The sequence below is a fragment of the Streptomyces chartreusis genome, assembly GCF_008704715.1.
GTDB lineage: Bacteria > Actinomycetota > Actinomycetes > Streptomycetales > Streptomycetaceae > Streptomyces > Streptomyces chartreusis.
Genome location: NZ_CP023689.1, coordinates 7,586,634 through 7,600,582, shown reverse-complemented (window position 1 = coordinate 7,600,582; position 13,949 = coordinate 7,586,634). Strand labels below are relative to the sequence as shown.

Below are 13,949 nucleotides of genomic sequence, written 5' to 3'. Positions count from 1 at the left end.
CCCCGCGCCCACCGACCCCTGTACCTGTAGGAGAGGACCGATCCCCATGGCCGATGCCCCCAGCGGCAAAGTGACCTTCGTCGGTGCCGGCCCCGGCGCCGCCGATCTGCTGACGTTCCGTGCCGCGCGCGCCATCGCCGAGGCCGACGTCGTGATCTGGGCGGCCAGCCTGGTGCAGGCGGAGGTCCTCCAGCACGCGCGGGAGGGTGCCGAGATCCTCGACTCGGCGACCATGTCCCTGGAGGACGTCGTCGGCGTGTACGAGCGGGCGTGGGCCGAGTGCCTCAAGGTCGCCCGTATCCACTCGGGCGACCCGGCGCTGTGGGGCGGCACGCAGGAGCAGCTCGACCGGTGCGCCTCGATCGGCATCGCCACCGAGGTCGTCCCCGGCGTCTCCGCCTTCTCCGCCGTGGCCGCGCTCGCCCAGCGGGAACTGACGATCCCCGAGGTCGCCCAGTCCGTGGTGCTGACCCGGCTCGGTGGCGGCAAGACTCCGATGCCGCCGGGCGAGGAGGTGCGGGAGTTCGCCAAGCACGGCACGACGATGGCGATCTTCCTGTCCGCCGCCCGCAGCGGGCAGCTCGTGCGGGAACTGCTGGAGGGCGGGTATCCGACGTCCACACCGGTCGTCGTCGCCTACCAGGCGACCTGGCCGGAGGAACTGGTGGTGCGGTGCACCATCGGGACGCTGGAGGAGACCGTCAAGGAGCACAAGCTCTGGAAGCACACCCTGTTCCTGGTCGGGCCGGCGCTCGACGCCCACGGCACGCGCTCGCACCTGTACCACCCCGGTCACTTCCACGGGTACCGCAAGGCCGACCCGCAGGCGCGCAAGGCGCTGCGGGAGCGGGGAGCCGGTACGTGATCACCGTCGTCGGCACGGGGACGGGCGAGCCGCTGCCCGAGGACGTCCTCGCCGGGGCCGAACTCGTCGTAGGCGGGCGGCGGCACCTGGACGCCGCCGGCCCGGGCGAGGAGGTGGAGCGGGTCGTGCTCGGGGCGCTGGCTCCGGCTCTCGACACCATCGCGGAGTACGCGGAGAAGGACCGGCGCGTGGTCGTGCTGGCCTCCGGCGACCCGGGGTTCTTCGGGATCGTGCGGGCGCTAGCGGAGCGGTTCGGCCCGGAGCGGCTCCAGGTACGGCCCGGGGTGTCGTCCGTCGCCGCCGCGTTCGCCCGGATCGGGCTGCCCTGGGACGACGCGGTCGTCGTCAGCGCCCACGGGCGGGAGCTGCGCACGGCGGTGAACGTGTGCCGGGCCCGTCCGAAGGTGGCCGTGCTGACCGGTCCGGGCTCCGGGCCCGCCGAACTGGGCGCCGCGCTCGCCCGCAAGGCCGACGCGCGGGTGCTCGTCGTCGCCTCCGCGCTGGGCACCGGGGACGAGCGCGTGGAGCGGGTGACGCCGGCCGAGGCCGCCGCCCGTGACTGGGGCACGTCCGTGAGCGTGGTGCTGTGTCTGGACCCGGCGCGGGCGCTCGGCGGGCTGCGTACGGTCGCCGGGGCGGGCGCCGGGCCCACCGCGTGGGCGCTGGACGAGGGCGAGTTCGCCCACCGCGACTCGATGATCACCAAGTTCGAGGTACGGGCGCTGGCGCTGGCCCGCCTCGGGCCGCGGCTCGGCGACCTGGTGTGGGACGTCGGCGCGGGCTCGGGTTCGGTGGCCGTGGAGTGCGCGCGGCTGGGTGCCGCGGTGACCGCGGTCGAGAAGACCCGGGACGGGATCGAGCGGATCCGCGCCAACGCCGACGCGCACGGCGTCGACGTCCATGTCGTGCACGGGGCGGCGTCCACCGTCCTGTCCGATCTGGAGGATCCGGACGCCGTGTTCATCGGCGGCGGGGGGCGCGAACTGCCTGCCATCGTCACCGCGTGCGCGCGGCGCGCCCGGCGCTCGGTGGTCGTCGCGATGGCGGCGCTGGACCGGGTGCCGGCCGCCCGCGAGGCGCTGACCTGCGCCGGGTTCGACTGCGACGGGGTGCTGCTGCACTCCTCGCGGCTCGCGCCGCTGCCGGGTGATGTGACGCGGCTCGCGTCGACGAATCCGGTGTTCCTGTTGTGGGGTGTCAGAAAGCCCCTGGACCGTGAGGGAGTTGCTCAGTGATCGGCCTCATTTCCGCCACCGCGGCGGGGGCGGCGGCGCGCGACCGGCTGGCCGCGGCATGGCCGGACCGGGTGCGTGTGTACGACGGGCCCGTCGGGGACGCCGTGCGGCGGGCGTTCGCGGAGTGCGAGCAGCTCGTGTGTTTCCTGGCGACCGGCGCGGTCGTACGGCTGATCGCCCCGCTGCTGGGCGACAAGACGGCCGACCCGGGTGTGGTGTGCGTCGACGAGGGCGGACGGTTCGCCGTGTCGCTGGTCGGCGGGCACGGCGGCGGCGCGAACGAACTCGCCCGTGAGGTGGGTGAGTTGCTGGGTGCGGAGCCGGTGGTGACGACGGCGACCGATGCCGTGGGGGTGCCCGGTCTGGACACGCTATGGCTGCCCGTCGAGGGCGATGTCGCCGGGGTCTCGCGGGCGCTGCTCGACGGGGAGCCGGTGGCGCTGCGGGCCGAGGTGGCCTGGCCGCTGCCGCCGCTGCGGGCCGGCGCCGAGGGGTCCTACACGATCCGGGTGACGGACCGGCTGGTGGAGCCCGGCGAGCGGGAGGTCGTGCTGCGTCCGCCGTCGCTCGTCGTCGGCGTCGGGGCGTCCAGGGGCGCGCCGGTCGACGAGGTGCTCGGGCTGGTCGAGAGCGCGCTGCGGGACGCCGGTCTGTCCCCCGCGTCCCTCGCCGAACTCGCCACCGTCGACGCCAAGGCGGACGAGCCCGGCATCGTCGAGGCCGCCGAGCGTCTCGGCGTCCCTCTGGTCACCCGCTCCGCGGACGAGCTGGCCGTGGTGGAGGTCCCCAACCCCTCCGACGCGCCACTGGCCGCCGTGGGCACCCCGTCGGTCGCCGAGGCCGCCGCGCTCGTCGGCGGCGGTGAACTCCTCGTACCGAAGCGGAAGTCCGAGCGTGCCGACGGGCGCCCGGCGATGGCGACCTGTGCGGTCGTACGGCGGCCGGGGCGCGGGAGGCTCTCGGTCGTCGGGCTCGGGCCCGGTGCCCGTGACCTGCTGACGCCGCGCGCGAAGGCGGAGCTGCGGCGGGCGTCGGTGCTGGTCGGGCTGGACCAGTACGTCGACCAGATCCGCGACCTGCTGCGGCCCGGCACCCGGATCCTGGAGTCCGGACTGGGCGCCGAGGAGGAGCGGGCGCGCACGGCCGTCGAGGAGGCCCGCAAGGGGCAGGCCGTCACGCTGATCGGCAGCGGCGACGCGGGCGTGTACGCCATGGCCTCCCCCGCGCTGGCGGAGGCGTCCGACGACATCGACGTGATCGGCGTACCGGGGGTGACGGCCGCGCTCGCCGCCGCCGCGATCCTCGGCGCCCCGCTCGGCCACGACCACGTGTCGATCAGCCTGTCCGACCTGCACACCCCGTGGGAGGTCATCGAGCGGCGGGTGCGGGCGGCGGCCGAGGCGGACATCGTGGTCACCTTCTACAACCCCCGTTCCCGGGGCCGCGACTGGCAGCTGCCCAAGGCGCTGGCGATCCTCGCCGAGCACCGGACGCCCAAGACGCCGGTCGGGGTCGTACGGAACGCGTCGCGGCCGGACGAGTCCAGTCGGCTCACGACACTGGGCTCCCTGGATCCGGCGACGGTCGACATGATGACGGTCGTGACCGTCGGCAACACCGCGACCCGGGACATCGCCGGGCGCATGGTGACGCCGCGCGGCTACCGCTGGCAGGCATCGCAGGAGGGCCCGAGGTGAACCGAGTCGTCCATCCCATCGAGGTGGAGTCCTACCGGCGGATGCGCGCCCGGCTGGACACCTCGCACCTCCCGCCGCTGACCCGGGCCGTGGTGGAGCGGGTCGTCCACTCCGCCGCCGACCTCGACTACGCGTCCGATCTCGTCATGGACGAGAGTTCCCTCGAAAAGGCGCATGCCGCGCTGCACGCCGGGGCGCCCGTGGTCACCGACGTCGAGATGGTGGCCGCCGGGATCACCCGCCGGGAGACGGTCTGCCGGCTCAGGGACGCCGTGGCCGGTCCGGGGCTGACGCGTTCCGCGCACGCGATCCGGCTCGCCCACGAGCAGGTCGGTCCGGGTGCGCTGTGGGTGATCGGCAACGCGCCGACCGCCCTGGAGGAGCTGCTGGCCCTGGACGTCTCCCCCGCGCTCGTCATCGGCCTGCCCGTCGGCTTCGTCGGCGCGGTCGAGTCCAAGGCCGCGTTGCGCGAGAGCGGGCTGCCCGCCGTGAGCAACGTGTCCGAGAAGGGCGGCTCGGCCGTGGCCTCCGCCGCGCTCAACGCCCTGCTGTACCACCCCGTTTCGCACTCCGAGGAGAAATCGTGACCACCCCGCCGCCCGCCCTGCTCATCGCCGGTCATGGCACCCGGGACGAAGCCGGAGCCGAGGCGTTCCGCGACTTCGTCCGGGAGCTGGGGCGCCGCCACCCCGAACTGCCCGTCGCGGGCGGCTTCATCGAGCTGTCCCCGCCGCCGCTGGGCGAGGCCGTCGCCGAACTGGTCGAGCGCGGCGTCCAGCGGTTCGCCGCGGTGCCGCTGATGCTGGTGTCCGCCGGGCACGCCAAGGGCGACATCCCGGCCGCGCTGGCCCGCGAGAAGGAGCGCCACCCCGGTATCTCGTACACCTACGGCCGTCCGCTGGGCCCGCACCCGTCGCTGCTGTCGGTGCTGGAGCGGCGGCTGGACGAGGCACTCGGCGCCGAGGGCAGCCGCACGCCCGGCGACCGGGCCGACGTCACCGTGCTGCTGGTGGGGCGCGGCTCGACCGACCCGGACGCCAACGCCGAGGTGCACAAGGCGGCGCGGCTGCTGTGGGAGGGGCGCGGTTACGCGGGTGTGGAGACGGCGTTCGTGTCGCTGGCGGCGCCTGACGTGCCCAGCGGGCTCGACCGGTGCGTGAAGCTGGGTGCGCGGAAGATCGTCGTCCTGCCGTACTTCCTGTTCACCGGGATCCTGCCGGACCGGGTGCGCCACCAGACGGAGGGCTGGGCGGCGGCCCACCCGGAGGTCGACGTGCGCTCGGCGGACGTCATCGGACCCGAGCCGGAGCTGCTGGACCTGGTGATGGAGCGCTATCAGGAGGCGGTGAAGGGCGACCTGCGGATGAACTGCGACTCGTGCGTGTACCGCATCGCGCTGCCCGGCTTCGAGGACAAGGTCGGCATGCCGCAGCAGCCGCACTTCCACCCGGACGACGACGACCACCACCACGGGCACGGTCATCACCACCACGGCGCCCACTCGCATGCCCACTGAGGCGCACGACCTGCGCCACCACGGCGACGCCGAGGTCCGCGACGACGGCTCGGCGCTGGTCGACCTCGCGGTGAACGTCCGCGCGGACACGCCGCCCGTGTGGCTGCGCGAGCGCATCGCCGGGTCGCTGGGCTCGCTCGCGGCCTACCCGGACGGGCGGGCCGCGCGGGCGGCGGTCGCGGCGCGGCACGGGCTGCCGACTGACCGGGTGCTGCTGACGGCGGGGGCGGCGGAGGCGTTCGTGCTCCTGGCCCGCGCCCTGAAGGTGCGTCGGCCGGTCGTCGTGCACCCGCAGTTCACGGAGCCGGAGGCGGCGCTGCGGGACGCCGGGCACACCGTCGACCGGGTGCTGCTGCGGGAGGAGGACGGCTTCCGGCTCGATCCGCGGGCCGTCCCGGAGGACGCCGACCTGGTGGTGATCGGCAACCCGACCAACCCGACGTCGGTCCTGCACCCGGCCGGGTCGGTCGCCGAACTGGCGCGTCCCGGGCGGACGCTGGTGGTGGACGAGGCGTTCATGGACGCGGTGCCGGGCGAGCGGGAGGCGCTCGCCGGGCGGACGGACGTGCCGGGTCTGGTGGTGCTGCGCAGCCTGACCAAGACCTGGGGGCTGGCCGGGCTGCGGATCGGCTACGTCCTGGCCGCCCCGGAGACGGTCGCCGACCTGGAGCGCGCCCAGCCGCTGTGGCCGGTCTCCACGCCGGCGCTGGCAGCCGCCGAGGCCTGTGTGTCCTCGCAGGCGCTGGCGGAGGCGGCCCACGCGGCCCACCGCATCGCCGCCGACCGGGCCCATCTCGTCGCGGGACTGGCCGGGTTCGCTTCGGCGGGACTGCGGGTGGTGGAACCGGCCGAGGGGCCCTTCGTGCTCGTACGGCTGCCGGGGGCGGCCGTGGTGCGCCGGCGGCTGCGCGACCTCGGGTACGCGGTCCGGCGCGGGGACACCTTCCCCGGGCTGGGCGAGGAGTGGCTGCGCCTGGCGGTACGGGACCGCGCGACCGTCAGCGGGTTCCTGCGGGCGCTGGAGCGTGCGCTGACGTCGACGGCGCGCTGAGCCGGCGCGCCGTCCACTTCCGTGCCGCTCGCGGTCAGTTGCGGCCGCGTCGCGCGAAGGCCACCGCGCCGCCGCCCGCGAGGAGCAGGGCCACCGCGCCGCCGGCGATGTACGGCGTCATGGAGTTGCCGCCGGTCTCGGCGAGGCCCTCGTCGGCGGGCTCGCCCTGGGGCTTGACGTCCCCGGCCGGTTCCGTGCTCGGCTCGGCCTGCTGCTCGGGCGCGGCCGGGCTCTCGCAGGTCGCCTTCGCCAGCGTCAGGGTGCCCTCGACCTCGGCGACGTTCAGCTTCAACGGGTCGACGGAGACCTTGAGTTCGAGGGCGGTCGCGGCGGCGGTGCGCGAGGTCTGCTCGGTCTTGGAGTAGTCGAGCCGCACCTCGCCGACGCCGGGCACCTCGACGTTCGTGGTGCCGCCTGCGGTCAGCGTGACCTTCTTGCCCAGCACGGTGACGTCGCCGAGCAGGTTGGAGGAGGCGGTCGGCGCCTTGCCGGCCTCGCAGGTCGCCTTGGAGGTGACCTGGCCGACCTCGATGAGCGACAGCAGCGGCAGACCGGGGACGTGGACCTTGGCGTGGGCGAGGTTGGTGTACCCCTCGGCCCTGCCGTCCTCGACGGTCGCCTTGGACTGGGCGACCTCGGCGTTCAGGACGCTGAACGGCTGGCCGCCGTCGACGCCGTTCAACTGGGCCGTCAGGGTGGCCTTCTCGGCGCTCTGCGGCGCCTGGACCTCGTTCAGGGAGACCGCGAGCGGGACGTTCACGGTCTTGTTGAGCAGGGAGACGTCGAGCCCCGTACGGAGCACGACGGCACTCGCGCGACCCTCGTCGCCGGTCGCGTGTGCGGGGCCCGCGACGCCCATGACGGCCGGGGCGGCGGTCAGGGCGGTGGCCGTCGCGACGGTGGCGAGACGGCGTGCGGGCAGGCGGAAGTTCTTGCCGTTCAAGGTGGGGACCCCCAGAGGAGACTTGCTCGGGACCCGGCAAGAATTGCGCACTGAGAGTGAACAGTCAGCATTCCGGCGCTACTTCACTCCAACGTGACTTTCCCGTGAACCTTTTCGAATCCCCGGGCACGGATGTTCCTCGAAGTCGCCGCCGTACCCCCTCCTGTGCGAGCGCGCGCGTGGCGGCATCGGCGCACGCCAGGGAGGTTGCGCAACAGCTTGGCCCGAGGCCCGTCACGCTGAGTGAACGAGCGGCTAGCCGACGACGCGTCCGTTGAGGACGATCCGCCGGGGTGCGGCAAGGACACGGACGTCCGCGCGCGGGTCGGTCTCGTACACCACGAGGTCCGCCGCCGCGCCCTCCTCCAGACCCGGCCGGCCGAGCCAGGCCCGAGCCCCCCAGGTGGTCGCCGCGAGGGCCTCCACGGCGGGGATCCCGGCGGTGACCAGCTCCGCCACCTCGGCCGCCACGAGCCCGTGCGGCAGGGTGCCGCCGGCGTCGGTGCCGACGAAGACGGGGATCCCGGCGTCGTAGGCGGCGCGGACCGTGTCGTAGCGGCGTTCGTACAGCCGGCGCATGTGGTCGGACCAGCGCGGGTACTTGGACTCGCCGCCGTCGGCCAGGTTCGGGAAGGTCGCGATGTTGACGAGGGTGGGGACGATGGCGACCCCGCGCTCGGCGAACAGCGGGATCAGGTCGTCCGTCAGGCCCGTGGCGTGCTCGATGCAGTCGATGCCCGCCTCGACCAGGTCCCTGAGCGAGCTCTCGGCGAAGCAGTGCGCGGTGACCCGGGCGCCCAGCCGGTGGGCCTCCGCGATGCCCGCCTCGACCGCCTCGCGGGGCCAGGTGGGCGCGAGGTCCCCGAGGTCGCGGTCGATCCAGTCGCCGACCAGCTTGACCCAGCCGTCGCCGCGCCGGGCCTCCTGGGCGACGTAGGCGACCAGGTCCTCCGGCTCGATCTCGTGCGCGTAGCCGCGGATGTAGCGGCGGGTGCGGGCGATGTGCCGGCCGGCCCTGATGATCTTCGGCAGGTCGTCGCGGTCGTCGACCCAGCGGGTGTCGGAGGGCGAGCCGGCGTCGCGGATCAGCAGGGTGCCCGCCTCACGGTCGGTGAGCGCCTGCTTCTCGGCGACGTCGTCGTCGACCGGGCCGTGCGCACCGAGGCCGACATGGCAGTGCGCGTCGACGAGGCCGGGCAGGGCCCAGCCCTCGACGGTACGGATGTCGTGGGCGCCGACGGGACGGTCGTAGGAGATCCGGCCGTCGACGACCCACAGTTCGTCCCGGACGTCGTCCGGACCGACGAGGACCCGCCCCTTTACGTGCAGCACCGCGCGTTCGCTCATGCCCTGCACCTTAATGAGCGGCTAGTCGCCCTTGCCCACCTGGTCGGAGGTCTCCTCCTCGACCTCGGCCATCGCCGGGTCCAGGAGCCGCGACAGGAAGTGACGGGTGCGCTCGTGCCGGGGGTCGCCGATGACCTGGTCGGGGGTGCCGTCCTCGACGACCACTCCACCGTCCATGAAGACGACCCGGTCGGCGACCTCGCGGGCGAAGGTCATCTCGTGCGTGACGACCATCATGGTCATGCCCTCGTCGGCCAGCATGCGCATGACCGCCAGTACGTCCCCCACCAGCTCGGGGTCGAGCGCGGACGTCGGCTCGTCGAAGAGCATCACCTTCGGGCCCATGGCGAGGGCACGGGCGATGGCGACGCGCTGCTGCTGACCGCCGGAGAGGGACGCCGGGTACGCGGTCGCCTTCTCCGAGAGGCCGACCCGCTCCAGGTTCTCGGCGGCGACCTTCGCGGCGGCCGCCTTGTCGCGCCCGAGGACCCGGCGCTGCGGCAGGGTGAGGTTCTCGGTCACCGTGAGGTGCGGGAACAGGTTGAACTGCTGGAAGACCATGCCGATGCCGCGGCGTACGGCGTCGATGTCGACGTCCGGGTCGGTGAGCTCGGCGCCGCCGACGAAGACCTGGCCCTTGGTGGGCTCCTCCAGCAGGTTGACGCACCGCAGCAGCGTCGACTTGCCCGAGCCGGACGGGCCGATGACGCACACGACCTCGCCCTGCGCGATCTCCAGGTCGATGCCGCGCAGCACCTCGTTGTCGCCGAAGGACTTGTGCAGGCCGCGGACCTCGATCTCCGCGGCCGCCTTGCGAAGGCTCTCGCTCATTTCACGGCCTCCTGGGCCTTCGCCTCCATACGGCGCACGACGAAGCCGAGCGGGATCGTGACCAGCAGGTAGCACAGGCCCGCGACCAGGATCGGCGTGGAGTTGGCGGTCTGGCTGGCCAGGTCACGCCCGAACTTGGACAGTTCGCGCTCCTGAAGCGTCACACCGAGGAACAGCACCAGCGAGGAGTCCTTGAACAGCAGGACGAGTTCGTTGGTGAGCGGCGGCAGGATGATCCGGAACGCCTGCGGGATGATGATCGAGATCATGGCGCGGGCGGGCGAGAAGCCGAGCGAACGCGCCGCCTCCATCTGCCCCTTGGGCACCGCCTGGATGCCCGCGCGGATCGTCTCCGCCATGTACGCGGCGGCGACCAGGCCGAGCGCGAGCGCGACCTTGCCGTAGGTGCCTCCCGGGATCTCCGTGCCGGGGAAGGCCAGGGGTACGGCCACGCCGATGAAGATGAAGATCAGCAGGGCGGGCAGGCCGCGGAAGATCTCGATGTAGATGCCGGCGAGCCAGCGGTAGGGCCCCACGGACGACAGCCGCATCAGTGCGATCACCATGCCGAGGACCAGTCCGACGACGAAGCCGGACACGGTGTACAGCACGGTGTTCTTCAGCGCGAGGGTGATGACGTCCGGAAACATCTCCCGGGCGATCGACCCTTGCGCGAACTGGTTCTTCAGCCGGCCCCAGTCGGCCGCGACCGCGAAGGCGATCACGGCCGCGACGAAGACGACGTACTGGACGCCGCGCGACAGGCTGCGCTTCTGGCGCCGGGTCAGGCCCTTCTTCTTCGGCTGGAGTGGTACCTCAGCGCCGCTCATCGGGCTCAGGCGGCGGGCGACGGAGAGGCGGCGGACTCGTCGTACGGGCCGATCCACTGCTCGTACAGCTTCTTGTACGTGCCGTCGGCCTTCGCGTCCTTGATCGCCTTGTTGATGGCCTCGCGGAGCTTGTCGTTGCCCTTCTTCACCGTGACGCCGTACTGCTCACCGGTGTTGACCTGCTCGGCGACCTCGAAGGCGGCGGCGTTGGCCTTGTCCTTCAGCCAGCCCTGGACAACCGGGTAGTCGATGACGACGGCCTCGACCTGGCCGGTGCGCAGGCCGTTGAGGACGGCGTCGGAGGACTCGAAGGAGACCGGGTCCAGGCCCTTGCTCTTGGCGTAGTCCTCGCCGGTGGTCTGCGCCTGGGCGCCGACCTTCTTGCCCTTGAGGTCGGCGAAGGAGGAGATGCCGCTCTTCTTGTCGACCAGGACGGCCTGGGTGGCCTCGAAGTACGGGTCGGAGAAGTCGACGTTCTTCTTGCGCTCGTCGGTGATGGTCATGCCGGCGGCGGCGAGGTCGCACTCGCCGGCGTTCAGGAAGGCGCCCGTCTTGAAGTTCTCGAAGGGCGTGTCGAGGATCTCCTGCTTCACACCGAGGTCCTTGGCGACCAGGTCGATCAGGGCGACGTCGAAGCCCTGCACCTTGCCGTCGATCTCCGACTGGAAGGGCGGGTAGGGCAGGTGGGTGCAGGTGGTGAGCTGGCCCGCCTTGACGAGCTCGACACCGCCGGCCGCGGTCTTCTTGCCGCTGCCGCCGTCGTCGGAGGAGCAACCGGCCACGAGCACCAGCCCGGCCGTCGCGGTGGTGGCGGCCAGAATGCGGGTCCGGCGCCCGAGGGTCGTCTTCACGGGGGGCCTCCTGTGAGGGAACATTGGGTTCCGATTATAAGGAAAGGTTTGGGCTCCTCAAACCAAACCGATGGCTCTGTGGCCGTTCGACCTAAGAAGTCGGGTGCCAGATGCCCTGTATGGCGCCCGGGGCGGGGTGTCGGGGTGCCCGGTTACCGCCCGGTTACGCTCGTGGCGTCGATCCCTGAGCGAAGAGAGCCCGTCGTGACCCACCCCTTCCTGGACCTGGCACCGCTGAGCGCGGCCCGATTCGCGGCCATCGAGGACCGGGTGGCGCGGCTGCTCGGGACGCGGCAGGACGTCGTGATCATGCAGGGCGAGGCGCTGCTGCCGCTGGAGGGGGCGATCCGCGGGACGGCCGGGCCGGGCACGACCGCGCTGAACGTGATCACGGGCCCGTACGGGCAGACCTTCGGGGACTGGCTGCGGGACTGCGGAGCGACCGTGATCGATCTGGCGGTGCCCTTCCACACGGCGGTCACGGCGGAGCAGATCCGTGCGGCCTTCGCCGAGCACCCGGAGATCGACTTCGTGTCCCTGGTGCACGCGGAGGCGGCCACCGGCAACACCAATCCCGTCGCGGAGATCGGCGAGGTCGTGCGGGAGCACGGGGCGCTGTTCTACCTGGACGCGGTGGCGTCGATCGGGGCCGAGCCGGTGCTGCCGGACGCGTGGGGCGTGGACCTGTGCGTCATCGGGGCGCAGAAGGCGATGGGCGGGCCGGCCGGGGTGTCGGCGGTGTCGGTGAGCGCGCGGGCGTGGGATCGCATGGCGGCGAATCCGGGGGCGCCGCGGCGGTCGTACCTGTCGCTGCTCGACTGGAAGGAGCGGTGGGTCGACGGCGGCCGCAAGGCGCTGCTGCACGCTCCCGCACAGCTGGAGATGCTCGCGCTGGAGGCGTGCGTGGAGCGGATCGAGGGCGACGGGCTGGAGACGGTGATGAACCGCCACCGGACCGCTGCCCGCTCGACCCGTGCCGGCGCGGTGGCGCTGGGCGGAGGCTTGGAGCCGTATGTCTCCGACGAACGGGACGCGGCTCCCGTCGCGACGACACTGCGGGTGCCGGCGGGCGTGGTGGCCTCGGAACTGGTGTCCCGGGCCCTGACCTCGGATCCCGCACTGCCGCTGGCGGCGGGCGGCGGAGCCCTGGCCAAGGAGATGGTGCGGGTCAACCACTACGGAGCGGACGCGACGGCGGGCGCAGTCCGCGGCTCCCTGGCGGCCCTGGGCGCCGCGCTGGCCGAGAAGGGCCTGGCCGTGAACGTGGAGGCGGCGCTCCGAGCGGCGGACGCGGGCGACTGGCGCTAGCCGCTACGCCCCTCGACCCGCTCGGCCCCCTCGACCCCGATCGCCCCCTTCCTCCGACGCCGGAGGGGCTGGATGGCCGATCGGGTCCGTGCCACGCTCCCCCTATGACCACCGACCTCCCCCAGAACCTCCCCGACGGCCGCCCCATCCCCCTCATGACCGGTGACGAGCGAGCCATGCTCGAGAGCTGGCTCGACTTCCATCGGGCGACGCTGGAGCTCAAGTGCGCGGGGCTGGACGACGCGCAGGTGCGGAGCGCGGCGGCAGGACCGTCGGAGTTGACGCTGCTCGGGCTGGTGCAGCATCTCGCGGAGTGCGAGCGGAACTGGTTCCAGCGGGCGGCGGGCGGGGTCGAGCTGCCGCCGGTGTACGGCGAGGGCAACGTGAGCGGGTACGGGCTCGAGCCCGGGCGCGGGATCCGTGAGGCGCTGGACGTCTGGCGGCGGGAGATCGTCCGCGGGCGTGAGGTGTGTGCCGGGCGGACGCTGGAGAGCGTGGGGCGGATCGGGGAGGGGCCGATGGCAGGGGCGGAGGTCAGTCTGCGGTGGGTGTTCGTGCACATGGTCGAGGAGTACGCGCGGCACAACGGTCACGCCGACATTCTGCGGGTGCACATCGACGGAGTTACCGGAGCCTGAATTCAGGGTAATTCTGGAATTCTTTTCCAGGGCAGCTCCCCATACTCTTCTGCCCGCTTTCTTCGAACCTAAACGCAAAGATTTCGCGAACGCCGACCGGACTAATTCGGTCCGGTCTCCTACAAGTTACACGCCTGTGACGCGTTCCACACTGTGCCCGTTTTGTGCGGTATTAAGGGGGCAAAATGGGGCGTAATAAGGGGCACGGAGCACCTACCTCGCGCCCGCGTGATAACACATCCGAGTGCCATACGTAACCCCACGCGGCCATGCAATTTCGAATTTTCCCCCGTAAATTCAATTCGCATGACTGCCGCACAAGCAGACCTGCAAATCGACCGTCCGGCGGTGGCCGACGGGGCCGCGCTGTGGCGTATTGCCAGAGACTCCGAAGCCCTCGACCTCAACTCGTCGTACAGCTATCTGCTGTGGTGCCGCGACTTCGCCGGCACGTCGGCCGTCGCGCGCGACGAGCGCGGGGAGCCGGTCGGCTTCGTCACCGGGTACGTACGCCCGGACCGCCCCCGCACCCTCCTCGTCTGGCAGGTGGCCGTGGACGACGCGTACCGCGGCCGCGGCATCGCCGCCGCGCTGCTCGACGGACTGGTCGCGCGGGTCAGCGGCGAGTACGGCATCACGAGCATCGAGACCACCATCACGCCCGGCAACACCGCATCCGATCGGCTGTTCGACTCCTTCGCCGAGCGGCACGGCGCCGCCCTGGAGCGGGACGTGCTCTTCCCCACCGACCTGTTCCCGGACGGACCGCACGCCCCCGAAGTGCTGTACCGCATCGGCCCCCTGTCCCTCTGAACACCCCCCACGCAACGAGGAGCG

General features: G+C 72.5%; 14 protein-coding genes. 9 read left to right on the top strand and 5 right to left on the bottom strand.

Features of this window, described 5'->3' with window-relative positions; all coding sequences use genetic code 11:
* Positions 1-46: 46 nt before the first annotated feature.
* The 6 genes from cobM to cobC are packed head-to-tail and all read left to right on the top strand — an operon-like array spanning position 47 to position 6,364.
* Entirely contained in the window at positions 47-865 is an 819-nt protein-coding gene (gene cobM, locus CP983_RS33530) for a precorrin-4 C(11)-methyltransferase (RefSeq protein WP_125528611.1), read from the top strand.
* Positions 862-2,100, top strand: coding sequence for a precorrin-6y C5,15-methyltransferase (decarboxylating) subunit CbiE (cbiE, locus tag CP983_RS33525; protein WP_150503776.1), 1,239 nt, complete (start codon positions 862-864; stop codon positions 2,098-2,100). The genes cobM and cbiE overlap by 4 nt, the downstream gene beginning before the upstream one ends.
* Positions 2,097-3,797: a precorrin-3B C(17)-methyltransferase gene (gene cobJ / locus CP983_RS33520; RefSeq protein ID WP_150503774.1), complete on the top strand. Its 1,701-nt coding sequence runs from the start codon at positions 2,097-2,099 to the stop codon at positions 3,795-3,797. Before cbiE ends, cobJ begins: the two co-directional genes overlap by 4 nt.
* Positions 3,794-4,384: a precorrin-8X methylmutase gene (locus tag CP983_RS33515; RefSeq protein ID WP_150503772.1), complete on the top strand. Its 591-nt coding sequence runs from the start codon at positions 3,794-3,796 to the stop codon at positions 4,382-4,384. Before cobJ ends, CP983_RS33515 begins: the two co-directional genes overlap by 4 nt.
* Complete coding sequence (locus tag CP983_RS33510) at positions 4,381-5,313, top strand: sirohydrochlorin chelatase (protein WP_107907267.1); 933 nt, start codon at positions 4,381-4,383, stop codon at positions 5,311-5,313. Before CP983_RS33515 ends, CP983_RS33510 begins: the two co-directional genes overlap by 4 nt.
* Positions 5,303-6,364: an Rv2231c family histidinol phosphate aminotransferase CobC gene (gene cobC, locus CP983_RS33505; RefSeq protein ID WP_150503770.1), complete on the top strand. Its 1,062-nt coding sequence runs from the start codon at positions 5,303-5,305 to the stop codon at positions 6,362-6,364. Before CP983_RS33510 ends, cobC begins: the two co-directional genes overlap by 11 nt.
* 34 nt (positions 6,365-6,398) lie before the next feature.
* On the opposite strand, the gene CP983_RS33500 is transcribed toward cobC, so the two are convergent.
* The 5 genes from CP983_RS33500 to CP983_RS33480 form a co-directional block, all read right to left on the bottom strand.
* Positions 6,399-7,307, bottom strand: a complete 909-nt coding sequence (locus tag CP983_RS33500; RefSeq protein ID WP_150503768.1) for an SCO1860 family LAETG-anchored protein — start codon at positions 7,305-7,307, stop codon at positions 6,399-6,401.
* Between the two features lie 255 nt (positions 7,308-7,562).
* Complete coding sequence (locus CP983_RS33495; RefSeq protein WP_150503767.1) at positions 7,563-8,654, bottom strand: amidohydrolase family protein; 1,092 nt, start codon at positions 8,652-8,654, stop codon at positions 7,563-7,565.
* A gap of 21 nt (positions 8,655-8,675) precedes the next feature.
* The gene (locus CP983_RS33490; protein WP_150503765.1) at positions 8,676-9,485 is read right to left on the bottom strand and encodes an amino acid ABC transporter ATP-binding protein; all 810 of its coding nucleotides are present in this window, start codon (positions 9,483-9,485) and stop codon (positions 8,676-8,678) included.
* On the bottom strand, positions 9,482-10,315 hold the full coding sequence (locus tag CP983_RS33485) for an amino acid ABC transporter permease (RefSeq protein WP_125528620.1): 834 nt from the start codon (positions 10,313-10,315) through the stop codon (positions 9,482-9,484). Before CP983_RS33485 ends, CP983_RS33490 begins: the two co-directional genes overlap by 4 nt.
* Before the next feature lie 5 nt (positions 10,316-10,320).
* Positions 10,321-11,166, bottom strand: a complete 846-nt coding sequence (locus CP983_RS33480) for an ABC transporter substrate-binding protein (RefSeq protein ID WP_107907262.1) — start codon at positions 11,164-11,166, stop codon at positions 10,321-10,323.
* Between the two features lie 204 nt (positions 11,167-11,370).
* Between CP983_RS33480 and CP983_RS33475 the strand changes: the two genes are divergently transcribed.
* The 3 genes from CP983_RS33475 (at position 11,371) to ectA (ending at position 13,925) form a co-directional block, all read left to right on the top strand.
* Complete coding sequence (locus CP983_RS33475; protein WP_150503763.1) at positions 11,371-12,474, top strand: pyridoxal-phosphate-dependent aminotransferase family protein; 1,104 nt, start codon at positions 11,371-11,373, stop codon at positions 12,472-12,474.
* A 104-nt stretch (positions 12,475-12,578) separates the two neighbouring features.
* On the top strand, positions 12,579-13,112 hold the full coding sequence (locus CP983_RS33470; protein ID WP_150503761.1) for a DinB family protein: 534 nt from the start codon (positions 12,579-12,581) through the stop codon (positions 13,110-13,112).
* A 306-nt stretch (positions 13,113-13,418) separates the two neighbouring features.
* Complete coding sequence (gene ectA, locus CP983_RS33465) at positions 13,419-13,925, top strand: diaminobutyrate acetyltransferase (protein ID WP_150503759.1); 507 nt, start codon at positions 13,419-13,421, stop codon at positions 13,923-13,925.
* Positions 13,926-13,949 lie beyond the last annotated feature (24 nt).